General features: G+C 70.0%; 12 protein-coding genes and 1 pseudogene. 11 read left to right on the plus strand and 2 right to left on the minus strand.

Annotated elements, in window-relative coordinates:
* Positions 1-578: 578 nt before the first annotated feature.
* Genes ACFYP5_RS37745 through drmB form a run of 4 tightly spaced genes read left to right on the plus strand, consistent with a single transcriptional unit; the run spans position 579 to position 12,350 of the window.
* Entirely contained in the window at positions 579-5,351 is a 4,773-nt protein-coding gene (locus tag ACFYP5_RS37745) for a DEAD/DEAH box helicase (RefSeq protein WP_389044390.1), read from the plus strand.
* On the plus strand, positions 5,348-7,252 hold the full coding sequence (locus ACFYP5_RS37750) for a UvrD-helicase domain-containing protein (protein ID WP_389044393.1): 1,905 nt from the start codon (positions 5,348-5,350) through the stop codon (positions 7,250-7,252). The genes ACFYP5_RS37745 and ACFYP5_RS37750 overlap by 4 nt, the downstream gene beginning before the upstream one ends.
* Positions 7,249-10,482, plus strand: a complete 3,234-nt coding sequence (locus ACFYP5_RS37755; protein ID WP_389044396.1) for a helicase-related protein — start codon at positions 7,249-7,251, stop codon at positions 10,480-10,482. Before ACFYP5_RS37750 ends, ACFYP5_RS37755 begins: the two co-directional genes overlap by 4 nt.
* 5 nt (positions 10,483-10,487) lie before the next feature.
* Positions 10,488-12,350: a DrmB family protein gene (drmB, locus tag ACFYP5_RS37760; protein ID WP_389044399.1), complete on the plus strand. Its 1,863-nt coding sequence runs from the start codon at positions 10,488-10,490 to the stop codon at positions 12,348-12,350.
* A gap of 59 nt (positions 12,351-12,409) precedes the next feature.
* Here drmB and ACFYP5_RS37765 read toward each other — a convergent pair whose 3' ends face one another.
* Positions 12,410-12,832: a very short patch repair endonuclease gene (locus ACFYP5_RS37765; RefSeq protein WP_389044401.1), complete on the minus strand. Its 423-nt coding sequence runs from the start codon at positions 12,830-12,832 to the stop codon at positions 12,410-12,412.
* An 81-nt stretch (positions 12,833-12,913) separates the two neighbouring features.
* A pseudogene (locus tag ACFYP5_RS37770) lies at positions 12,914-13,950 on the minus strand (integrase core domain-containing protein).
* Between the two features lie 513 nt (positions 13,951-14,463).
* Between ACFYP5_RS37770 and ACFYP5_RS37775 the strand changes: the two are divergent.
* The 7 genes from ACFYP5_RS37775 to ACFYP5_RS37805 all read left to right on the plus strand — a co-directional run bounded on the left by ACFYP5_RS37775 (position 14,464) and on the right by ACFYP5_RS37805 (position 23,413).
* Positions 14,464-15,309: an SDR family NAD(P)-dependent oxidoreductase gene (locus ACFYP5_RS37775; RefSeq protein ID WP_389044403.1), complete on the plus strand. Its 846-nt coding sequence runs from the start codon at positions 14,464-14,466 to the stop codon at positions 15,307-15,309.
* 257 nt (positions 15,310-15,566) lie between these two features.
* On the plus strand, positions 15,567-17,141 hold the full coding sequence (locus tag ACFYP5_RS37780; protein WP_389044405.1) for a purine-cytosine permease family protein: 1,575 nt from the start codon (positions 15,567-15,569) through the stop codon (positions 17,139-17,141).
* Between the two features lie 41 nt (positions 17,142-17,182).
* Positions 17,183-19,111 (plus strand): FAD-dependent oxidoreductase, encoded by a 1,929-nt coding sequence (locus tag ACFYP5_RS37785; protein WP_389044407.1) that lies wholly within the window; start codon positions 17,183-17,185, stop codon positions 19,109-19,111.
* A gap of 286 nt (positions 19,112-19,397) precedes the next feature.
* Positions 19,398-19,937 carry a 3-phenylpropionate/cinnamic acid dioxygenase subunit beta gene (locus tag ACFYP5_RS37790; protein WP_389044409.1) on the plus strand — a complete coding sequence of 180 codons (540 nt, stop codon included), beginning with the start codon at positions 19,398-19,400 and terminating at the stop codon, positions 19,935-19,937.
* A 20-nt stretch (positions 19,938-19,957) separates the two neighbouring features.
* Positions 19,958-21,388, plus strand: coding sequence for a Rieske 2Fe-2S domain-containing protein (locus ACFYP5_RS37795; protein WP_389044412.1), 1,431 nt, complete (start codon positions 19,958-19,960; stop codon positions 21,386-21,388).
* The gene (locus tag ACFYP5_RS37800) at positions 21,372-22,142 is read left to right on the plus strand and encodes an isochorismatase family protein (RefSeq protein ID WP_389044415.1); all 771 of its coding nucleotides are present in this window, start codon (positions 21,372-21,374) and stop codon (positions 22,140-22,142) included. Before ACFYP5_RS37795 ends, ACFYP5_RS37800 begins: the two co-directional genes overlap by 17 nt.
* Entirely contained in the window at positions 22,139-23,413 is a 1,275-nt protein-coding gene (locus tag ACFYP5_RS37805; protein WP_389044418.1) for an NADH-ubiquinone oxidoreductase-F iron-sulfur binding region domain-containing protein, read from the plus strand. The genes ACFYP5_RS37800 and ACFYP5_RS37805 overlap by 4 nt, the downstream gene beginning before the upstream one ends.
* The last annotated feature ends 14 nt before the right edge of the window (positions 23,414-23,427 follow it).

Genomic DNA, 23,427 nt, shown 5'->3' on the forward strand with positions numbered 1-23,427 from the left:
GGCGGTGGGTCGACCTCCGTCGGTCTTGTCGGTTCGTCCCAATGCGGGCATGCCGGCGATGCTACCAGGCATCTTTGACAGTCACTCGCGTGTCAAAAATCAATAGACGACGGCCCTGCCGATGGCCCCATAGCAGGCACCACTGACAACGCCACTCCGAGTTGACGGAATTTCAGAAGGTGTCAAAAGCGGCTGGACATCGCAGGCCACACTGGTATAGCTTCCCGGCGACGACGAGGAAAGCACTCCGATCGGGCTTGGGGAAGCCCTGGTGGTGCACTGCTCCCGTCGGTATGCCAACACACGGCTAAGGGGGGCCTTACTCGTGCACGACCATCGATTCCTCGCACGACCACTTCGGCGACCGTCGGGCTGCCTCGCGCTCGCGTAACTACCACAGATCCGACGCTTCACGCAACCACATGCGCACGGCAGGCGCGCCCGAGCCGCACGCTCTCCCTCACGGGAGTTTGAGCCGCCCGTCTCGAAACACCTTCCCGGCACCTGGCCCTCGGCCCGCTACGTGGTCGACGGCTCGTGCCGGTGTCGCCACACGTCTTCGAGGAGTACACACCTTCGTGAACAGTCATGCGGACAGAGCCGTCCTGACGAAGATCGCCGAGCTCACCGAGCTCGCCCTGGGCACCTACGCCTTCAATCCCGACCGTGTCGAGGAGGACGCCAACGGCGAACGCCGTATCCACCAGGGCGGATACGGGGACCGGCAGCTCTTCGAGCTGGTGCAGAACGCCGCCGACGAACTGCGTGAGCAGCAGGGCGGCAAGATCCACGTGATCCTCACCGAGGACCACCTGTACTGCGCGAACGAGGGCACTGCGCTCACGCCGGACGGCGCGGACACCATCTTGCGCATGGGCGTCTCCCGCAAGCGTGGCGGACAGATCGGCCGTTTCGGGGTGGGCGTGAAGTCCGTCCTGTCGGTGACGCGCACCCCGCAGTTCTTCAGCACCTCCGGATCGTTCGGATTCGACGCGGACTGGTCGGCGGCCGAGATCCTCGCTGCCGTCAACAAGGGACGCGCCGAGCGGGGACTCGCGTCGGTGGACACGGTCGGCGAAACGCCGGTGCTCCGCCTGGCCCGGCCCCTGGACGTGGAATGGGAGTGCGCCCGAGACGAGCGCCTGCGCGAACTGCTGTCCTGGGCCACGACCGTCGTGCGGCTGCCCCTGCTGCCGGGAGCGGCGGAGCGTTTGGGCCTGGACATCCATCAGGTGGGCCGGGGACGCAACGACGGTGCACGCGAGGAGTTCCCGCGCCTGTTCCAGCTCTTCTCCCATCATGTGGGCACGGTGGTACTGGAGGACGTCCGCGTGATGCCGAAGGTGCGCCGCGAGATCACCGTGGAGCACGACGGCGTCTTGCACACCGTCCGTGAGGCGCGCGGCGGCTCCCACGCCCAGGTGGAGAGATTCCGTGTCTTCACGGTCCCCCACCAGGTGACGGACGAGTCCCGTGGGACCGCCGGTGAGCTGCACGCCCGCGTCACCATCGACGTCTCCTGGGCGGTACCCGAGTACAAGGTCAACGACCAGGGAATCCGGCAGGTCCCCAACGAGCGCGGATGGTTTTGGTCGTTCTTCCCGACCAAGTACGCCACCACGCTCAGCGGAGCGCTCAACGCCGCCTGGAAGACCAACGAGGACCGGCAGAACCTGCTCACTGGCAGCGCGCTCAACGAGGAGCTGCTGCGGGTCGCGGCCAACCTGGTGGTCGGCTCCCTGCCGGAACTGGCCGAGCCCGAGGACCCGGCGGCCTACCTGCCGCTGCTGCCCGGCCGCACCAAGGAGTCGCCGAACTGGGCGTGTGCCCGACTGACCGAACTGGTATGGAGGTTGACGGCTCAGAACCCGTCGCTGCCCGACCAGGACGGCACGTTGCGCATCCCGGCCGAGCTGCGTATCCACCCGGAGGGGCTGCCGAAGGAGGCGCTGGACCTCTGGCGCGCGTATCCCGGTCGTCCCCGCAACTGGGTGCACCACTCCGTGGAGGCCGGTGGGCGCCGCGGCAAGCTGACCCACTTCCTGACCGCCGCGGACAAGCCGGTGGAGTCGGTGCGCGACTGGCTGGAGGCGCTGGTCGAGGACAGCACCGTCGAGGCCTCGGCCGCCGCGATCCGTCTGCTGTCCCAGCTCCTCGACAAGCTGCCGTCCGATCATGCGCAGGACGCCCGCCGCGCGCGGATCGTCCTGACCGCCGGTCACGGTTTCGTCGCGCCCGTTGCGGGCAGCGTCTTCCGTAACTCCGGCATCGACGGCCTGCCCGACGACCTGGTGTACGTCGACGAGCGGATCGCCTCCGACCCGTCCCTGCTCCTGCACCTGGACCGTCTGGGGATCCGCGACGCTGACAGCCGCGGCCGGTTCCAGAGCGTGCTCGACCAGGGCTTCGCCGGCTACACCGCCAACTCGTGGGCCCGTTTTTGGGAGTTGCTGCGCAGCGCCGGCGGCACCGCGCAGGTGCTGACCGTCCGCGCGAAGGTGCCGAACCTCGACCAGACGCTGCACGTCAAGACGGTCGCCGGTGCGTTCAGCTCCATGAAGGACTGCCTGTTGCCCGGCAAGGTCGTCCCGCCAGACGGTTCGCGAGATGCCGAGATCGCCGTCGACCTGTCCTTCCACGACGCCTCCGTCCTGCGGGAACTAGGCATGAAGGACCGCCCCACACGGGGCCACCACCCCGAGCAGGACCCCTGGTTCGAGGCCTACCACCACGCGCTGCACGAGGAGTACCTGGAGAGCCTCGACAAGAAGGCCAGCCGTGTCCAGATGCACACCGTGCTCCTGGAGGGCTCGCCGACGGCCGGTCCGCTCCACCTCTTCGAGCGGCTTTCGCCGGAGGGCCGGGCCGCGTTCCTCGACGCCATGCCGACCGAGGGGCTGGTGGAGTCCTGGACTCGGCAGATCGGCCGCAATGTGAGCACCCGCACCCGGGTCCTCTCCCCCATCCTGTGGCTGCTGCGCCGGAGCGGGACAGTGCACACCTCCAAGGGACTGGTGTCGGTGCGTGAGGCCGTCGGCCCGCAGCTTGCCGCCTACGCGCACGTCCTGCCCGTCGCAACCAAGCTGGAGCAGGACAAGGCGCGCCGTCTGGGACTGCCCAGCTCGGTGGAGGAGGTCGCGCCGCGACGCTGGTCCCACCTTCTGGAACTGGCCAAGAGCAGTGAGGACGACGCCCTGCTCGGCCGCACGTACGCCACGTTGATCCGCGTCGCCCTGGAACTGGTGGTGGTCGAGGAGACGGTGCGTTGCCGGGTGGGCGAGGAGTGGCAGATGCGCCCGGACAACGAGATCGCCGTGGCCCTGACGCGCGCCGAGTACGAGGAGCTGATCCGGGAGAAGCACCCCGCGCTCCTGGTCGACGCCGAAGGCGACCGCGAGCAGGCCGAATACATGATCACCGAGTGGGGGATGCGGCGGGTTTCGGACGTCCTCGAAAAGCGGGTGCGCGCCGTGCCAGTCGGCCCGCCGGTGCCGCTGGTCGACGAGTACCCGCCGCTGCGTCAGCGCCTGGGCAGCCGCTCCAACGGTCTGATGTTGCAGCGCTGTTCGGAGCTGGAAGAAGTCGTCCGCACCCCCAACGGCAGCCGGACCAAGCCGCTGGACGGGACCCGGCAGGAGCACACGGTGCTCGTGCCCGACCATTTGTCGGTCGAGGAGGCACTCGTCATCGCCGACCGCGAGTTCGGCTGGCACATGGGGGTCGCCGGGTGCCGGGCCTTGATCCAGAAGTACGAGGCGGACAAGGCCGACCGCGTCTTTCAGGCCCGCCTGGCCGCCATCCGCCGCAGCGACAGCGTCATCGACAAGATCGCCATGATGATCGACGAGGAGGACATCAAGAGGGAGCTGCCCACCGGGCTGCTGGCCAGTGAGATCTCCGAGACCGGCCGTAAGCCCGATGCCCGCAGGCTTGCCGAGATGGCCTACAACGCGCACGACGAGTCGGTGCTGCGGGTGCATGCCAAGGACATCGCCGCCCAGTACACCAACGCGCCGCGCTACTTCGACGGCAGCGCCTCGGCGCTGCGATTCGTGACCGATCTGGGCTTTCCCGACTCCTTCGCCGGCGCCCGGGTGCCCTCCCCGCCGGCCAGGGAGGAGGCGCAGGGACCCACGGAGTTCCCCGCTCTGCACGCCTACCAGGAGCGTCTGGCGTCGAAGCTGACCGAGCTGTTGACGCTGCCCACGCCGCAGCGGGCCATGCTCAGCCTGCCGACTGGAGCGGGCAAGACCCGTGTCACGGCCGAGGGCGTCATCCGCTGGATCCGTGAGGCGGGCACCCCCAGGGGACCGGTCCTGTGGATCGCGCAGACCGAGGAACTGTGCGAACAGGCCGTGCAGTCCTGGAAGTTCGTGTGGGAGAAGGTCGGTGCGGACCAGCCGCTGGTCGTCGACCGACTGTGGAGCAGCAACTCCGCCACCCCGGTCACCGGCCGCCCGCATCTGGTCGTGGCGACCGATGCAAAGTTGCGGGTGTGCCTGCACACGGACGAGTACACGTGGCTGCGCCGGGCGTCCCTGGCGCTGGTCGACGAGGCGCATGTGGCGACGTCGCCCGAGTACACCAAGATTTTCGAGCAGCTCGGCCTGACCCGTTGGGAAACCTCCCGTCACCTGGTCGGTCTGACCGCCACCCCGTTCCGCAACGACGCCGAACGCACCCGGCAGCTCGCCCAGCGCTTCGGCAACCGCCGCCTGGACGAAGGGGTCTTCCTGGGCGAGCCGATTCCGAGCCTGCAGCAGCTGGGCGTGTTGTCGCAGGTCGAGCACCGCGAGCTGGCCGGCGCGCAGATGCAGCTCAGCCCCGACGAGCTGCGCAGCGTCGAACAGTTCAACGGCTTTTTGCCCAAGGGCGCCGAACAGCGTCTGGCCGAGGACGAGACCCGCAACCAGATGCTCCTCGACGAGATCGCGGCGATGCCCGACGACTGGCCGGTGCTGGTGTTCGCCACGTCCGTCTCGCACGCCAAGTTCCTCGCAGCCAAGCTCGGCGACCGCGGCATCCGGGCGGCGGCGATCGACTCGGCGACTCCGACCGCCGAGCGACGCAAGCGCGTGGAGGCCTTCCGCAAGGGCCAGATCCGAGTCATCACCAACTACGGCGTGCTCACGCAGGGATTCGACGCGCCGGCGACGCGGGCCGTGGTCATCGCCCGTCCCGTCTACAGCGCCAACAGCTACCAGCAGATGATCGGCCGTGGTCTGCGCGGGCCCCGCAACGGTGGCAAGGGCACCTGCCTGATCCTCGACGTGCGCGACAACATCGTGAACTACGACGCGGGCCTTGCCTTCACCGAGTTCGAGTACCTGTGGAAGAAGGGACAGCAGTGACTGTCGCACACGGGGTGGGCCTCTCGCTCACCCCCGCCCAGCTATCCGTCGTGACCAAGCCCTGGGACGCCAGGACGCTCGTCACGGCGGGCGCGGGCGCGGGCAAGACGACCACCCTCACCTACCGGCTCGAGCACCTGACCGGCGCCGAGGAGCTTTTGGCGGGCGAGATCCTCGTGTTGAGTTTCTCCCGCGCCGCCGTGCGCGAGCTGCGGGAGCGCGTCGACAAGCTCGCCACCACCGCCCGCCGGGTGCGGGCCCAGACCTTCGACGGCTGGGCGCTTGCCGTGCTGCTGCTGGAAAACCCCCAGCGCGACGACCTGGGCGGCACCAGCTTCGACCAACGCATCACGATGGCCACGCAGGCCATAGAGCGGGGCGTGCTGGATGCCTCGGAGCAGGGTGTGCCCGCGCACGTCGTCATCGACGAGGTGCAGGACCTGGTGGGCGTACGCCGCGACATGGTCGAGTCGCTTCTCGACCGATACGCGGACAACTGCGGCTTCACCGTGGTCGGCGACACCGCGCAGGCGATCTACGGCTTCCAGGTCGCCGACCCCGACGAGCGCGCGAACGAGACGAATCTCTTCTTCCGCTGGGTGCGCGTTTCGTTCGGCGAAGACCTGGTCGAAGTGACCCTCGCCGACAACTTCCGCGCCCGCACCAAAGAGGCCCGTATCGCGTTGCCGTACGGGCCGCGACTGCAGACGCTGCCGGCCGGCCGGGGCGAGGCGGCCAAGGCAGCAGAGGCGGTGTATCTGAAGCTGCGCTCCACGCTCGCCCTCGCCCCGGACTTCGGCCCCCTCGACGATGCGTTCACCCTGGCCTCGCTGCGGCAATTCGAGGGCACCACCGCGATCCTGTGCCGCGACAACGGCCAGGTCCTGCACCTGTCGGAACGGCTGCACACGCTGGGGGTGGATCACCGTATCCAGCGCTCGCCCCGCTCGCGTCCCACACCGGCGTGGGTGGCCCAGCTGCTGCTGGCCACCAGCGCCGCCCAGCTGACCGAGGACCGTTTCCGCGACCTGGTCGTGCTTGCGCCCACCTGGGATGCGTCGCGCATGTGGCATGCGCTGCGGCGCTGCGCCGCCGGTGCCCGAGGCGCCCTCGACCTCGAGGCGCTGCGCCGGGCCGTTGCCGAGGGCCGGCTGCCCGACGAACTGACCGCACCCCTTTCCCACCCACTCGTCATTTCCACCGTGCACCGAGCCAAAGGCCTGGAGTTCGACCGTGTCCTGATCGTCGAGCCGCCCGCGCCGTCCGAATGGCGCGGCGAACACGCGGACCCGCCGGCCGAGGCGCGTCTGCTGTACGTGGCGATGACTCGGCCGCGCGACGACGTCTACCGGCTCGCCCGCCCCCACACCTGGATGATGCGCAAGCACAAGCCCACCGATCGGTGGTACGTCGGCGGCCGACAGTCCTACGCCCGCACCGGAATCGAGGCGGGCGACCTGGACGTGTGCCACGAGACGCCCGCAGGTGCCGACGATCCGGTCGGCGACCCCGCGCTCCTGCAGCAGTACCTGCGCGAGCGGGTGCGCGGCGGGGACTCGGTGGAGCTGCGCCGGCTCCACGACCTGCCCGCATCCGACGTCGAGACCCCGCCGTACGGGATCTTCCACGACGGCCGGCCGATCGGAGTCGTCTCCGAGCGTTTCCGCCACGACCTGTGGCGCCTTTTGAAGATCAATGCGGGGTGGAAGGTCGAGCGGTGGCCGTGCCGCGTCACCGGACTGCGCATCGACACCGTGGAGAGTGTCGCCGGTTTCCCCGCTCTCACCGAGCGCCTGGACCTGGGCGACAGGGGCGTCTGGCTTGCCCCGCGCCTGTGTGGCTTGGGCCGCTTCGACTGGACCCACGCCGAATCCGTCCCGGAAGGACACCACCACCCGTGACCGCACCGTCGCCGCACACGGCGCACTACCACCTGCGTTCTGACCTGCGCACCGCGCTGCGCAAGGACCTGCTCGGCCCGCACGGGGCCGAGCAGGAGGTCCTCACCGACGACGCGCCGATCACCGCCTATCCGATCGGCGTCCTCTTCCCCCAGCCCTCCGCCGACGACATCGACACGCAGCAGCCCCTGACGCTCGACGAGGAGGACGGCGTGGACACCCCGCCCGACGTCGTTGCCGGCGACGACGTCGAGCAGGGCGCCACCGACCTGGGCATCGCGCTGGCCAATCTGCGCAAGCCCTCCTCCATGGGCTTGACCTTCGCCGTCGATGCGACGGTGTCCCCGCAGGTGACGGTCACGGTCACGGCGGCCCGCTACGTTCCCGAGGACGAGGCGGGCCACCGGATCGGGCCGCGCCGCAGCGAGGCCCGCAGCACCGAGCGGCAAAAGGAGCGCTGGCGTCGCGAGGTGCTGGTGTGCGAGCCGGGCGAGTTCGACGTGCGATGGCCGGGTTCCGTCAAGGGCGAGCTGTGCGACGGCCTGGAATGGCGGGCTCTGGTGCGCCCTGCCGTCGAGGGCACGGTGCCGGTCACGGTGACGGTGGTGAACACGCTGACGGCCGGCGAGTTCGACCTGCAGGACGCCTACTGCTTCTTCCAGCCGGAGGTCAGCGTCCACGGCGAGGAGGGCACCCGTCCCTTCGTGGAGCGCCCCACCCGCCGCGGCCCGGTCGACGACGAGCAGGCCCTCAGCCGACTTCTGCACCGCCACGCCCCCGTGTTCGCCACCGGCCACGGCACATCGGTCGCCTGGGACTGGCAGGCGCCGCCCCTGGGCACCCCCATGCCCAAGCCAGCCGCGGTCGCATCGGTGCGCACCGAGTTCGTTCCCACGCACGACGTGCTGCTGACCGACTCCAACCCGCACATCGACGACCGGGCGCTGACCATGCACGGCCTGGGCCAGGGAACGCAACAGGACGTGGTGGCCGCCCTCACCCGCCTGCTTCAGGGCTATCAGGAGTGGATCGAGGCGCGCGAAGAAGAAGCCCGCGCCCTGGCCGGCACACCCCACGAGGCGGCGGCGCGGCGGCAACTGGAGCTGTGCCGCCTCGCGTTGGGGCGGATGCGGCGCGGCGTGGCCTTGCTGGGCGACGACCGCAAGCCGAACGTCTTTGCCGCCTTCCGGTGGGCGAACCAGGCGATGGCGCAGCAGCGGGCGCGCACAGCCTGGATCAAGCAGGGCAGAAGCGGCCAACCGCAGGTCGAGAAAGGCAGGTGGCGGCCCTTCCAGATCGCGTTCATGCTGCTGTGCCTTGAGGGCATCGTCGATCCCAACCACGAGGACCGCGAGGTCGCGGACCTGCTGTGGTTTCCCACCGGCGGCGGCAAGACCGAGGCCTACCTCGGGCTGATCGCGTTCACCACGTTCTGGCGCCGACTGCGCGACGGGGCGCGCGGTGGTGGGGTGACCGTGGTGATGCGCTACACCCTGCGTCTGCTCACGCTCCAGCAGTTCGAGCGGGCCGCGGCACTGATCTGCGCGATGGAGCAGGTACGCGCCGAGCACGAGGCACAGTTGGGCATCGAGCCCATCTCGCTGGGCATGTGGGTGGGCAAGTCGGCCACCCCCAACGATTTGGAGAGTGCCCAGGACCGCCTGGACAAGTTGCGCCGCGAGCCGGGCAAGTCCCTGCAGAAGGAGAACCCGGTCCAGTTGCAGGCCTGCCCGTGGTGTGGCCAGCCGCTGACCGCCTTCGACTACGAGGTCCGCGAAAGCGCCCACCGCATGATCGTGCGATGCCCGAGCACGAGCTGCGCCTTCCACACCGGGGAGGGACTGCCCGTCCACCTGGTCGACGAGGCGGTCTACGACGCGCATCCCACCCTCGTGATCGCGACCGTCGACAAGTTCGCCTCGATGCCGTGGCGTCCGGCCACGGCCGCGCTGTTCAACCGGGACGAGCCGGGCGGCCCGCGCCCGCCGGAGTTGATCGTCCAGGACGAACTGCACCTGATCTCCGGACCGCTGGGGACGTTGACCGGCTTGTACGAGACGGCCGTGGACGTACTGGCGGACAAGCCCAAGGTGGTCGCGTCGACGGCGACCATCCGCCGCGCAACCGAGCAGGTCGGAGCCCTGTTCGACCGTCACACGGCCCAGTTCCCGCCCGCCGGCCTGGACGCACGCGACTCCTGGTTCGCCGTCGAGACCCCGCGCAAGGACAAGGCATCCCGCCGTTACATCGGGCTGCTCACCCCGAGCACCAGCCAGGCAACCCTCCTGGTGCGCACCTACGCCGCCCTGCTGGACGCCGCCGCCCGCGCGGAGGCCGATGACGCGGTCAAGGACGCGTACTGGACCCTGGTGGGCTACTTCAACAGCCTGCGTCTGCTGTCGGCGGCCGAGCTGCAGGTCCTCGACGACGTCCAGGACCGCCTGGAACTGCTCGGCACGCGCGCCTCGGCCACACCCCGCCTCGCGTCCCAACTGATCGAGCTCAGCAGCCGGGCCGACTCCAGCGCCATCCCCCGTCATCTGCGCCAGCTGGAACGACAGTTGCCCGATGCGGACACCCTGGACGTGCTGCTCGCCACGAACATGATCTCCGTCGGGGTCGACATCGACCGGCTCGGTCTGATGGCGGTCATGGGCCAGCCGCAGACCACCGCCGAGTACATCCAGGCCACCAGCCGCGTCGGCCGCCGCCACCCCGGCCTGGTCGCGGTCATGTACAACTCGGCCCGCTCCCGGGACCGTTCGCACTACGAGGGCTTCCCCGCCTTCCACTCGGCCCTGTACCGCGAGGTGGAGTCGACCAGCGTCACCCCCTTCTCCTCACGCGCCCGCGACCGAGGACTGCACGCCGTCGTCGTCGCCCTGGCCCGACTGATGCTGCCCGCCGCCCGCCCCAACGAGGCGGCCGCCCACATCGCGGGATTCGTCGACGATCTCAACGCCCTCGTCCGCCCGTGCATCCTCGCCCGCGTCGACGCGGTCAACGACCTCGAGCACAAGGCGACGGCCCAAAGCTTCGACCAGTTCGTGCAGTGGTGGCTCGACGAGGCAGCCGACCACCCCGAGCTGGTCTACGAAGCCAAGCGCCGCTCCCACCAATCCGCCCTCCTCGCCGGCTTCGACGACGAGGACCCCGAAACGCCCGGCTGGTCCACCCTGTGGAGCCTGCGCGACGTCGATGCCGAATCCACCCTCTTCCTGGAGCACTGACCACCATGACCCCGCCCCCTCCCCCGCGCCGCCGACACGGCACCGGCGCCGCTGTCGTCCGTCCCCGCAAGCTCGGCGGCGTACGCCGGTCCCAGATGGTGACGACCTACGGCGTCGGCGCGATGATCGCCGTGGACAACGAGTCGTTCATCGTCGCCGGTCTCGACTCCTGGGACGTCTCCCAGGCCCCCGAGGTCCTGGAGCGTCGTCTGGCCCGCCTGCTGAAGGTGCGCTCCTTTCGCCAGCCGCCCGCCCCGGACCCGGACCGGGCAACGGACGGCGTGCACGTCCGCCGATTCCCAAACATGTACTCCTGCCCCAAGTGCGCCACACTCCAGCCGTTTTACAAGTTCAACTCCCCGCCCCGCACGGCCCGTTGCGGGACGTGCGAGGAGGACCTCGTACCCTCCCGCTTCGTCCTGGCCTGCAACAACGGACACATCTCGGACTTCCCGTACTGGCGGTGGGTCCACCGCGGCAGCGGCCACACGGGCGGCCTGTGCGGCGGCACCCTCTCCCTGGGCACCAACGGCAACACGGCATCCCTGCGGTCGATCGTCGTCTCCTGCAGCTGCGGCGTGCCGGACGTATCCATGGAGGGCGCCTTCCGCAGCCGTGTCCTGAAGGATCTCGGCATCCGCTGCGAGGGCGGCCGCCCGTGGTTGAAGGACGCACCCTCCGAGGGGTGTGACCAGGCACCGCGAGCCATGCAGCGAGGCTCCTCGGCCGTGTGGCATCCCCAGGTCGCCAGCGCCCTGTCCATCCCCCCGTGGGGCGAGGGCCTGCACAAGCTGGTGGAGAAGCACAAGCTGCTCGGCGCCTCCGAGGACACCATCCGCTGGTTCGCCAAGAACCACGCCACCCTACTCAAGAGCGTTGACGCGACGGCAGAAGACATCATCCATCTCGTCCAGGCCATCGAGGACGACGACGTACAGGCCGACCAGGACGACACTCCCACGCCGAAGGCCCGCAGCGCGCTGCGGCAGGAGGAGTACATCCGGCTGATCCGCGGCAACCCTGAGCAGTACACCGCCGAATGGCAGCCCTTCGTGTGCGAAAAGCCGCTGGGCTCCCCGACCGTGCTGCAACCGCTGGGGCTGCGCGACACCATGCTGGTCAAGCGGCTGCGCGAGGTGCGGGCCCTGGCGTCGTTCATGCGCGGCGACCTGCCCTCCGAAGCAGACCCCGCCCACCGCATGGCGCCGCTAACCCTGTCCGACGACATCGACTGGCTTCCGGCCGTGGAGGTGATCGGCGAAGGCGTGTTCCTGCGCCTGGACGAGGACAAACTGCGTTCTTGGGAGACCGATGAGACGGTGATCGCACGCGCGCGGCGCATCCGCAACAATCACCTGACACTGCTCCAGCGCCGCGCCGCTGCGTCCAAGACCACAGGAGAAGGGCAGCAGAACGCGGAAGAGATCAACTCACCGGTCACCCCCCGCTACCTCCTGCTCCACACCCTCGCGCACATCCTGATCAACGAGTGGAGCCTGGACGGCGGCTACCCGACCTCCGCCCTGCGCGAGCGCCTGTACTGCGACGACGACATGGCGGGCCTGCTGCTCTACACCGCCACCAGCGACTCGGCCGGCAGCCTCGGCGGCATCGTCGCCCAAGGCGAACCCGACCGCCTGGCCCACACCCTTAAGGCCGCCCTCGCCCGCACCGCCTGGTGCTCCAACGACCCACTGTGCATGGAATCCGAGGCCGCCGGCGTCGACAACGTCAACCTCGCCGCCTGCCACGCCTGCGTCCTGCTGCCCGAGACCAGCTGCGAAACCACCAACAGCTTCCTCGACCGGGCCATGCTCGTCGGAACGCTGACCGGCACGGTGCCCGGATACTTCCACAACCTGGTGTAAGCCCCGGGGGGTGGGGCGCGGCGAAACCCGCCGCACGCCCCGCCCCTCGTAGGTCGGCCTCAGCGTGGCCGGCGCCGCTCTTCCACCACCGCACGCACCCGCTGCGCCGCCTCCAGCGGCGACTCGTGCTCCCACACCCGCACCGCCAGCCATCCGGCCTGCGCGAGCCGCACATCGGTGTCCGCGTCCCGTACCCGATTCCCCTCGATCTTGCCCCGCCAAAAATCCGCGTTCCGCCGCGGCCAGGTGGCATGCTCCGGACACCCGTGCCAAAAACAACCGTCCACGAACACCGCCACCCGCGCCGGCCCGAACACGATGTCCGCCTCCCGACGCACCCCCTTCACCGGCCGCCTGTGCACCCGAAACCGCAGGCCCGCCGCATGCAACGCACGCCGCAACGCCAGCTCCACCTGGGTGTCCCGGCTCTTTTGCCGGCTCATCCGCGCCCGGACCTGTGCCGTCGACTCCAACGCCTCCACCTAAACATTGTCCGCCCGCCCTCCCCCACGGCGCGCCCCACCTACCCGACGCTGCGGGTGCCGAACAATCATCCGGCGAGGTCAGGCGGCATGTCCGTACTCGTGGAGGGTTCCGCCGAGTCGATCTCGCCTGCGGATCCTCAGGCGTCTTCTCCGCGCCGGGATGTCGATCACTTCGGGCAGCGGGCGGAGTGGAGCGGCCTGGCCCAGGGCCCGGTGTGGCCGATGTCCATTGTAGAAGGTCTCGAACTCGTCGAGCACGTGCAGGAGATGGTGCTGGTTCCAGATCAGGGTGCGGTCGAGGAGCTCGCGGCAGCAGGTCTGGATCCAGCGCTCCATAATGGAGTTCATTCGCGGTATTCGGATTCCGGTCTTGACCACTTCCAGACCCGCCTCAGCGAACAGGGCGTCGAAGCCGGCGGTGAACTTCGCGTCCCGGTCCCGAATGACGAATCTGGCGCGGCTGCCGGCGTCCTCGAGGTCCATGAGCAGGTTCCGTCCGAGCTGGACGAGCCAGTCCGCCGGGGCGTGGGCGGTGGCGCCCAGGATCCGGATGCGGCGCGTGGTGTGCTCGATGACGGCGAAGACGTACAGGCGCGCCCCGGCCAGGGTGCGGACCTCGAACAGGTCGCAGGCCAGCAGCGCCTCGGCCTGGCCGCGCAGGAACTCGGCCCAGGTCGTGCTCTGCCGCTCGAGCGCGGGCGGAATGCCATGCTCCTTGAGGATCTCCCAGACGGTGGATGCGGCGACCTTGATCCCGAGGGCCGCGAGTTCGCCGTGGATCCTCCTATACCCCCACGGCGGGTTTTCCCTGGCCAGGCGCAGCACCAGGGCACGGATCGACCGTACGGTGGGTGGTCGTCCTTGGCGATGTGGTCGGCTCACCGCGGCGTGGCGGCGTGGCGGCGCTTGAGTAGGTTGCGGTGCCACCGCAGGATCGTGTCCGGCTGCACCGACAACAGCAGGCGTCGGAGTTTGTCCGTCGGCAGGCGGTGAAGGAGGCCGGCGAGTACGGCGCGGTCGGTGGCGGTGAAGGTGGGCTTGCCGGCCTGGCGCTGCAGGACCAGCAGTTGATGGCGGAGCGCGAGGATCTCGATGTCCTTCTCGTGTCCGCTCATCGTCAGCAGGCGCAGGATCACCGGGATGTCGGTCGCAGCGAGGTAGGACCAGACGCAGCAGCACGACAGTTCATGATGCCGTCCCGGCGCCGAGCAAGCGACCACTTCGCGATGATCGCCCCGAGCCGCGTAGATCAGCGATCAAGGCAGTGACCTCGGCGGATGATTATTCGGCACCCGCAGGTCGGCGGTGGCGATCGCCTCGCCCGGGGTCTGTCGGTGCTGGTGCTCGCCGCCTCGTTCGTCCTGGCCGTCGTCCCTCGCCCGCCGCGCCCAGGCGCGGCCGTCCCGGCGTCCAGCCGGCTCCCCGGTCTGCCCGCCGGCCGGTCATCGGTGCCGTGCCAGACCCGCACGTCGGGCCCAGCCGTAATCACTCCGAAACCCCGAGGTGTTGCCAGGGGAAAAAGTGGATGCAAAAGTGTGTGCACTCTCCCGCCGCACAGTCGCACGCTTCACGCCACCCCGGGCGCCGCCCAGGGGACGCGTGCTCCCGCCATCCGCACAGGAGGTCCCATGGGTTTGCTCGATGGACAGGTAGTGGTCTTCACAGGCGCCGGTTCCGGCATTGGCCGGGCCGTGGTCAAGCGGTATGTCGCCGAGGGGGCCCGGGTGGTCGCCGTGGACGTCTCGGAGAGAGTCAAGGAGCTCCCGGGCGAACTCGGTGACCTCGGTGGGCCCCATGAGCTCGGTGGCCGCCGTGATCTCGCCGGCGCGGTCATCCCTGTCGTCGCGGACGTGTCGACGTGGGAGGGCAACGCCCAGGCCGTGACGGCCGCTCTGGACAGCTGGGGGAAGCTGGACGTCTTCGTCGGCAACGCCGGCATCACCGACGGCGCACAGCCGCTCGAGGACATTCCCGGGGAGGTCCTCCCGGCCGGTTTCCACGAGCTCTTCTCCGTGAACGTACTGGCTCCGTTGCTCGGCGTCCGCGCCGCGCTCGACGCACTGATCGCTTCGCGCGGCTCGGTCATCCTCACCGGTTCGTTCGCCGGGTCCAACGCCGCGGGCGGAGGCGTCCTCTACACGGCGTCGAAGCACGCCGTGGAGGGCCTGGTCCGCCAGCTCGCCTATGAACTCGCCCCGGACGTAAGGGTGAACGGTGTCGCCCCCGGCGTCGCACCGACCCGGCTGCGCGGCACCACCGCCCTCGGCCAGAGCATGTCGGACTCCGTCCTGGACGGTACCCGCGAGGCCCTGCCGCTGCAGGAGGTGCCGCCCGTGGAGTCGTACGGGGGCATCTACACGCTGCTCGCCTCCCGCACCGAGGCCGCGATCATGACCGGCACCATGATCACCGCCGACAGCGGCCTGGCGGTCCGCGGCATCGCCCGCCCCGGCGGGCGCGTCGGCCGGAAGTAGCGCACACGCCGGCCCACTGTGCCGGCTGCGCGGTGCGGGCTGCCCGGGAGTCGGTCCCGGGCAGCGCCCCGCCATGCCCGAGCGCACCCCGAAGGGGCAGCGTCATCGCAGGTCAGGGGTATTTTTTCGGCAAGAAAAACTGCATGCAGACGGGTTGACGACACCCCGGCACCAAAGAGTATTCATTTCTGCATGCACTTAGGACACGGTCTTCACACGGTCCTTTCGGTACCCCCTCCTAGAGATCTGGAGCGACCATGTCGCTGGCACCGGAAACCACCACGGACAGTCCCCCTCTCAGAACGCGCACCACCGACGACCCCGCGGTCGTGGCCGAACAGCAGGCCGACGACTACAGCAACCACGTCGTCCCCACCACCGCCCGCGTCGGACGCTGGCAACTGACCATGTCCTACTGGTCGTTGCTCAGCGCGATGGTCTGGCTCTTCTACGGCGCCCTGGCCGCCACCCTCTACGGCACCACCCAGGCCCTGATCGCCATCGGCGTCTCCGTCGTCACCTACTCGCTGATCAACAGCCTGCTGACCGGCTGGTCCCGGCGCAGCGGTCTCAACAGCACCCTGCTCTCCCGCCGGATGTTCGGGGTGCTCGGAGCGTCGCTGACGGCGCTGCTGATCGCCGCGAACACCACGTACTACGCGGTCTTCGAGAGCAGCACCCTCGCCGTGGCGTTCCAGCACTACACGCCCGGCTGGGACATCCGGATCTGGTACGCGATCGTCGCGGTCGCCATGCTGCCGCTGATGTTCGGCGGGGTGCAGACCTGGATGGCCAAGCTCAACGGGATCCTGCTGCCGCTCTATGTGGTCGGCATCGTCGCCGCGGTGGTCGTCGCGGCGGTCCGCTTCCCGGACGGCGGTGCGTGGCTGTCGTTCGAGGGCATCGTGCCGCCCCAGGCCCGGCCCATGCCGGGCTGGCTGCTCGGCACCGTTCTCTACATGGGCATCTACCTGTCGATGGCGATGACGGTGGACTTCGGGCGCTTCGCCAGGGCCGAGGACGAGAAGTTCCACCGCCGTGTGACCTTCGGCTGGGTGTTCTACGGCTGGCTCTACGCGGTCAACGGCGTGGCCGGTATCTTCCTGGTCCGTGCCGTCATCCCCGACCAGCCGGCCGCCGAGACCGGCGTGGTGATGGCCATCCTCTCCACCCTGGGCGTCGCCGGGCTGATCCTGATCGTGGCCTCGCAGGCCCGTATCAACAGTCTCAACTACTACCAGGCATCCGCGAACTGGGAACGCCTGATCGTCAACGTCACCGGCCTGAAGCTGGGCCGCGGCCCGCTGGTCGTCGCCACCACGGTGGTCGTCTTCCTGCTGATGCTCACCGATGTCTTCAGCTATCTGCAGGACGCCCTGACCTGGCAGGGCGTGTTCCTGGTCAGCTGGGTGGGCATCACGTTGACCCACTACTGGCTGGTGCCCGAAGACCGCGCCCACGGACCGGAGTTCAGGGCGCTGCGGCTGCCCCGGCTGACGTGGGGCCTGGGCGTGTGGGTGCTGTCGGCGGCCGGCGGCATCACCCTGGCCGAGGCGCCCGGTGTGCCTGCCCTGCTCGCCCAGGGCGCCCCGGTCGCCGCCCTGGTCATGAGCGTCCTGCTCTACGCGCTCACGGTGAAGCTGCGCCCGGTGACGACGTCCCTCGCACCGGACCCGCGTGCAGAGGTCGACGACCCGGCCGCGGTGCGGGCCGAGTGCCACCTGTGCGCCAAGTCCTATGCCGTCACGGAGATGGACCGGTCGCACGCCCAGGGCCATGCGGCCGTCTGCGACGCCTGCGCCACGACGAGCCGCCTGCGCGGCCGAGCCTGATCCGCCCCTCGCCCCACCTACCAGAGAGGTCTGTCCTTCCCATGGCCTTCGACCAGCTGTTCCAGCCGGGCACGATCGGATCACTGAAGATCCCCAACCGGGTCATCAAGTCCCCCAACACCACCGCGACCTGCAATCCCGACGGCACGGTCTCCCAGCGGACCGTCAATCACTACCGTGCGCTCGGCGAGGGCGGGTGCGGCCTCGTCATGGTCGAGTACACCTATGTCGACGACGACGCCAGCCAGTCCATTCACGGCCAGCCCGGCGCCAGCAACCAGACCCACGTCAGCGGCCTGGGCTGGCTCGCCGACGAGATCCGTGCCACCGGCGCCCGCGCCGGTCTCCAGCTGGTGCACTCCGGCCGCCAGCGCTTCCTCGGCACCGCCCCGATGAAGTCGGCCTCGGCCTCCTCCTGGAACGTCGCCGAGATGCCGTTCGGTGTCACCCCGACCCCGTTGACGACGGACGAGATAGCGCAGGTGGTCCGCAGCTTCGGTGAGGCCGCCGCGCGGGTCCACGGGGCCGGGTTCGACCTGGTGGAGATCCACGCCGGCCACGGCTACATGATCACCAACTTCCTCTCCCCGCACACCAACGACCGGACCGACCAGTACGGCGGTTCTGCGCAGAACCGGGCCCGCGTCCTGCTCGAGATCGTCGACAGTGTGCGCGCCCATGTCCCGGCCGGCTTCCCGGTCAGCGTGCGCCTCTCGGTCACCGACTACGAGGCGGACGGCATCGACATCGAGGAGACCGTCGCTCTGTGCCGGATGCTGCAGGAGCACGGCGTAGACGTCATCCACGCCTCCGGCGGCCATCACGCACTGATGGAGTACGAGGTCAGCGGCTGGTTCATGCCGCGGCAGCCGCACCGCTGGGGCTGGGAGAAGATCAAGGAGGCCGTCTCCATCCCGGTGATCGGCTCCGGCTCGCTGGTCACTCCGGAGATCGCCGAGGAGATCGTCACCTCGGGCAGCGCCGACTTCGTCTCGCTGGGCCGGGCCATGATCGCCGACCCTCAGTGGGCGAACAAGGCCCGCACCGGACGCCAGTTGGAGATCGTCCCGTGCATCCGTTGCAACGACGGCTGCCTGGACCGGGGCCTGGACCTCAAGCGCGCCACCGGCTGCACCGTCAATCCGCAGATGGGCGAGGAGGGCCGGTTCCCGCTGGGCACCGCGGCCACGCCGAAGCGGGTCGCGGTCGCGGGCGGCGGTCCCGCGGGTCTGCGGGCGGCCGCCGCCCTGCACGACCGGGGACACACGGTGGTCCTGTTCGACCCGGGCGAGCTCGGCGGCGCCCTCAACCACGCCGTGGGCTCCACCGTCAAGCAGGATCTCGCCGGGCTGCGTGCACACCTGGTGCACGAGGTGGAACGGCGCGGCATCGAAGTGCGGGCGGTGGCGGCCGGCCTGGCCTCGCTGAGCGACGGCTTCGATCATGTCGTGCTCGCCACGGGCGCGCCGCAGCGGACCTTCGACAAGCCGGTCTCCGACGTTCCCCTGGTCCTCGGCCCCGGCGAGATCTCCGCACACCGCGCCGAGCTGGAGGGGCTGCGGGTGGTCGTGGTCGGCGGCGGGTTCCAGGGCTGCGAGTCGTCCCTGCGGCTGGCCGAGATCCCCGGCACCGAGGTGACCGTCCTGGAACGCGGTACGGAGCTGATCCGCGGCGACGAGGTGAAGTACGACCGGATGTCGGTACCCGGGCGGATGGCCCTGGCGGGCGTCGGAGTGCGCCTCGGCTCCGAGGCGGTCGCCGTGGAGGACAAGGAGGTGCGCCTGGCCGACGGCGCATCGGTGCCGGCGGACGCCGTGGTCCTCGCGCTGGGCCGGGAGCCCTCGGGCAGCACCCTGGAGAGCGAGCTGGAACACGCGGGCGTGCCCGTGGTGTCGATCGGCTCGGCCGCCAAGCACGGCCGGGTCCTCGACGCCCTCCACTCGGCGTACTTCGCCGCCCGCCTGGTCTGACCCGGCCAGGCGCCTCACAGGGCTGACCGCCTCGAACGAGGCGGTCAGCCCTCGGGGCAGCCCCTGAGCCGGCCGCGGCGCTCCTCACGCAGGCGCAGGCGCCCTCGTGCGCCCCCGCAGGCGTGTCCGCCACGGCCGGCTCAGCCCTGCCCACCTGCACGGATTGCGGTCCGGAGCCTTCCCGTTGACGTGATCCGTGCGGATGACACAGATATTTCAGCCAGCCTCTTGTGGACGCCAAAAGTGCATGCAAAAGTGTGTCCACTTGAACTTAGGGGTGAGACGGATGGACTCCACAGGCTCCACGCTGCCTCGGATCACCGCGGACACCGCGCTCTACGCGGAGGTCCTCGACTGGATCCACACCGAGGCCGAACTCCTGGACGAACTCCGGGAACGCGAATGGCTCGAGACCATGATCAGCCGCGATATCACATACGCCGTACCGCTGCGGCAGACCGTGGAACGCGCTCGCGGACGCGGGTTCTCCGAGGACACCTTCCATCTTCTGGAGACGTACGGCTCACTGAGCAGCCGCGTCGCCCGTAACGAGACCCAGTACGCCTGGGCCGAGGATCCGCCGTCCCGGATGCGTCACTTCGTGACCAATGTACGTGTCAGCGCCACCGAGGACGCCGATGTCCTCCAGGTCAAGAGCAACCTGCTCCTGCACCGTGCCCGCCAGGACCAGAGCGTGCCGCAGCTGCTCTCCGGCGAGCGGGTCGACCGGCTGCGCCGCGAGGACGGACGGCTGATGCTGCTGCGCCGCGACGTACTGCTCGACCTGACCGTGATCCGCACCCACAACCTGGCGATCTTCTTCTGAGCCACCGCCAAGGAGCGACCATGACGACTCACACCGACGAAACGGCACGGCTGCTGGACGCCGTGGCCGAGGGTGTCGAGCGGGGATCGATTCCCGTGAGCATCTTCGGCAACGCCGACCTGCACAAGCAGGAACTGCGCAACGTCTTCGGACGCTGCTGGACCTTCATGGCCCACGAGTCCGAGATACCCGCCAAGGGCGACTACGTCCTGCGGAAGATCGGCGAGGACAGCTTCATCGTGGTCCGCGACGACGAGGACGGCATCAACGTCCTCTTCGACGCCTGCCGCCACCGCGGTGTGCAGGTCTGCCGCGCCGACTCCGGCAACACCAGCCACTTCCGGTGCCCCTACCACGGCTGGACCTACAACACCAAGGGCAACCTCGTCGGCGCCCCGCTGTGGCGCAACGCCTTCGGCGGCATGTCCAAGGAGGGCAACGGCCTGGTCTCCGCCGCGAAGGTGGAGAGCTACCAGGGGCTGGTCTTCGCGACCCTGGACCAGTCGGCGCCGCCGCTCAAGGAGTACCTCGGCGGCATGGCCTGGTACCTCGACCTGCTCTTCGGCCTGAACGAGCACGGCATGGAGATCCTCGGCCCGCCGCAGCGCTTCGTGATCGACGCCAACTGGAAGTCCGGCGCGGACAACTTCTCCGGCGACGACTACCACCTGGGAACCCTGCACCGCTCGGTGTGGGAGATCGGCGCCTTCCCCGTCCCGTTCCGCGAGAACATGATGGGTTACCACATCCAGGCGTCCCCCGGGCACTCGCTCTCCTTCTCGATGGCACCCGACGAGAACGAGCCGGGCCCCAAGTTCTTCGGCTTCCCCGACGAACTCGCCGCGTCCTTCAACACCACCAACCTCAGCCCCGAGCAGCTCGACGTCGCCCGCCGCTCCCGTGTCATGGTCGGCAACGTCTTCCCGAACTTCTCCCTGCTCGCCCTGCCGATGACGGAGGACGGCGCCCACCACGCCCCGGTCGGCATCCTGACCCTGCGTGTCTGGCAGCCGCACGGCCCCGGCCAGGTCGAGGTCTGGAACTGGTTCGCCGGCTACAAGAACCTCACCCCCGAGCAGAAGGACCGCGCCTACCGCGCGGGCCTGGGCACCTTCTCCATGGGCGGCGCCTTCGAGGTCGACGACACCGAGCCCTGGATCACCGTCGGCCGCACCGGCCGCTCCACCGCCGCCGAGCTGCTCGACTTCCAGCTCAACTACGAGATGGGCATGCCGGGCATCGGCATCTCCGAGCCGGTCAAGGAATGGCCCGGTCCCGGCCGCGTCCAGTGGACCCGCTACGAGGAGGGCGTCCAGCGCAACCTGTACGCCTTCTACGCCGACATGATGCGCGCCGCACCCGGCGAGTGGCCGAGCTTCTCCTTCCCCGAGCAGGACGCGCCGGCCGCCGGGCAGGAAACCGCGGAGAGCGGCGATGGCCCGGGCGCCTGAGCCGGGCGAGGCGGCCGGGGCGCGCGCGGAGCACACCCGCGCGGACCGCGCGCCGTCCGCGCGGGCGGCGGTGGCCGAGCTGTACGCGGCCCGCGGTCTGGGCGGACGGCTCACCCCGGGCAACCGCCCCGTGGTCCTCGTCGTCGACCTGATCAACGGCTTCACCGACCCGGCCTGTCCGCCCGGCAGCGACCTGGACGCCGTGGTCACCGCCACCCGCACCCTGCTCGTCAGGGCCAGGGACCGCGGCGTCCCCGTCGTCTTCACCACCATCGCGTTCGCCCCCGACCGTGTCGAGGGCTCGCTGTGGCTGCGGAAGATGCCGGCCATGAAGGTGCTGACCGAGGGCAGCGACTGGGTCGAGACCGACCGGCGGCTCGGCCGCTCGGCCGGCGAGCCGGTGGTGGTCAAGCGCGCCGCGTCCGCCTTCGCCGGCACTGGACTCGCCACGATGCTGGCCACCCTCGGCGCCGACAGTCTGATCGTCACCGGCGCGACCACCTCGGGCTGCGTGCGGGCCACCGCCGTCGACGCGTGCGCGGCCGGATACCCGGCCTTCGTGGTGGCCGACTGTGTGGGTGACCGCGCCGTCGGCCCGCACGAGGCCAGTCTCTTCGACATCGACGCGAAGTACGGCGACGTGATCGACCTCGCCGAGGCCCTCGACCTGCTGACGGGGCCATCCGGCGGCCACTGGGCCGAACGGCCCGAAGAAACGTCGGACGAACCGACGAGAGGAGGGTCCACCGCATGATCACCGCTCCCCCGCTCCACCGTTCCGTGGCCGGCCACGGCACGGATCAGGACACCCTGCCGCGAGCGGCGGCCCACCCGGCGATCCACCCGCGACTCGTGGTGCCCGGCAGTGAGGACGGCCCGCTCGGCCTGGCCGCCGAACGCGCCCTGGGCACCTACGACAAGGGCCGCTACGGCACCGACCCGGCGCTGCTGATGGACACCCTGGAGGCGTCCGGCCTGCGCGGACGCGGCGGGGCCGCCTTCCCCGCACACATCAAGTGGCGGGGCGTGGCGGCCGGCGACGGCCCCCGGGTCGTCGTCGCCAACGGCGAGGAGGGCGAACCGGCCTCCTTCAAGGACCGCTGGCTGCTCACCCACCGCCCGCACCTGGTCCTCGACGGCCTGCTGCTCGCCGCCCGGACCGTCGGCGCCGGCCGCGCCGTGGTCTACCTCTCCCATCCCCTCACGGTGGCGGCGGTCCGTACGGCTCTTGCCGAACTCGCCGAGCACGACGCCGAGTCGGCGGCACGGATCGAGATCCACACCGTGGAGCCCACCTATGTGGCGGGCGAGGAGAGCGCGGTCTGCCAGTCCGTCAACGGCGGTCCCGCGCTGCCCACCGCCAAGCCCCCGCGCCCCCACGAGTGCGGCGTGGACGGCCGGCCCACCCTGGTGAGCAATGTCGAGACCGTCGCGCACGCCGCCTGGATCTCCCGGCACGGCGCCGACGCCTACCGGACCGAGGGCACCAGGACCTCCCCGGGCACCATGCTGGTCACCCTCTCCGGAGCCTGCGCCCGGCCCGGCGTCTACGAGGTACCGCTCGGCCTCACCGTCGGCAGTCTCTTCGCCGAGGTCGGCGGCGGTCTCAACGACGGTGTGCACGGTTTCCTGATGGGCGGCTGGTTCGGTGGCGTCGTCGGCCTCGAGGGCACCGGGACGACCGTCTGCTACGACGCCATGCGCGCGGCCGGCAGCGGCCTGGGCTGCGGCGCGGTCACCGCACTCGGACCCGACGACGACCCGCTGCGGGTGGCCGCGCGCATCGCCGCCTGGTACGCCGACGAGTCCGCCGCCCAGTGCGGGGTCTGCGTCAACGGCACCAAGGCGATCCGCGACACCTTCGCCCGCCTCGCCGACGGCACCGGATCCGCCGCCGACCACACCCGCCTGGCCCGTTGGGGCCTGACCCTGTCGGGCCGCGGAGCCTGCTCCTTCCTGGACGGGGCCGCCACCCTCGCCCGTACCACCACGGCCGTCTACTCCGCCTCGTTCCCGACGAGCTGACGCCCACCACCACC

It is taken from the genome of Streptomyces sp. NPDC005262 (assembly GCF_042872425.1).
GTDB lineage: Bacteria > Actinomycetota > Actinomycetes > Streptomycetales > Streptomycetaceae > Streptomyces.

What these genes read in the sequence shown, in the direction of transcription:
- ACFYP5_RS37795 (WP_389044412.1), top strand. Translation starts at nt 19,958, where the DNA reads ATGACGACTCACACCGACGAAACGGCACGGCTGCTGGACGCCGTGGCC.
- ACFYP5_RS37780 (WP_389044405.1), top strand. Translation starts at nt 15,567, where the DNA reads ATGTCGCTGGCACCGGAAACCACCACGGACAGTCCCCCTCTCAGAACG.
- ACFYP5_RS37775 (WP_389044403.1), top strand. Translation starts at nt 14,464, where the DNA reads ATGGGTTTGCTCGATGGACAGGTAGTGGTCTTCACAGGCGCCGGTTCC.
- drmB (WP_389044399.1), top strand. Translation starts at nt 10,488, where the DNA reads ATGACCCCGCCCCCTCCCCCGCGCCGCCGACACGGCACCGGCGCCGCT.
- ACFYP5_RS37790 (WP_389044409.1), top strand. Translation starts at nt 19,398, where the DNA reads ATGGACTCCACAGGCTCCACGCTGCCTCGGATCACCGCGGACACCGCG.
- ACFYP5_RS37785 (WP_389044407.1), top strand. Translation starts at nt 17,183, where the DNA reads ATGGCCTTCGACCAGCTGTTCCAGCCGGGCACGATCGGATCACTGAAG.
- ACFYP5_RS37800 (WP_389044415.1), top strand. Translation starts at nt 21,372, where the DNA reads ATGGCCCGGGCGCCTGAGCCGGGCGAGGCGGCCGGGGCGCGCGCGGAG.
- ACFYP5_RS37805 (WP_389044418.1), top strand. Translation starts at nt 22,139, where the DNA reads ATGATCACCGCTCCCCCGCTCCACCGTTCCGTGGCCGGCCACGGCACG.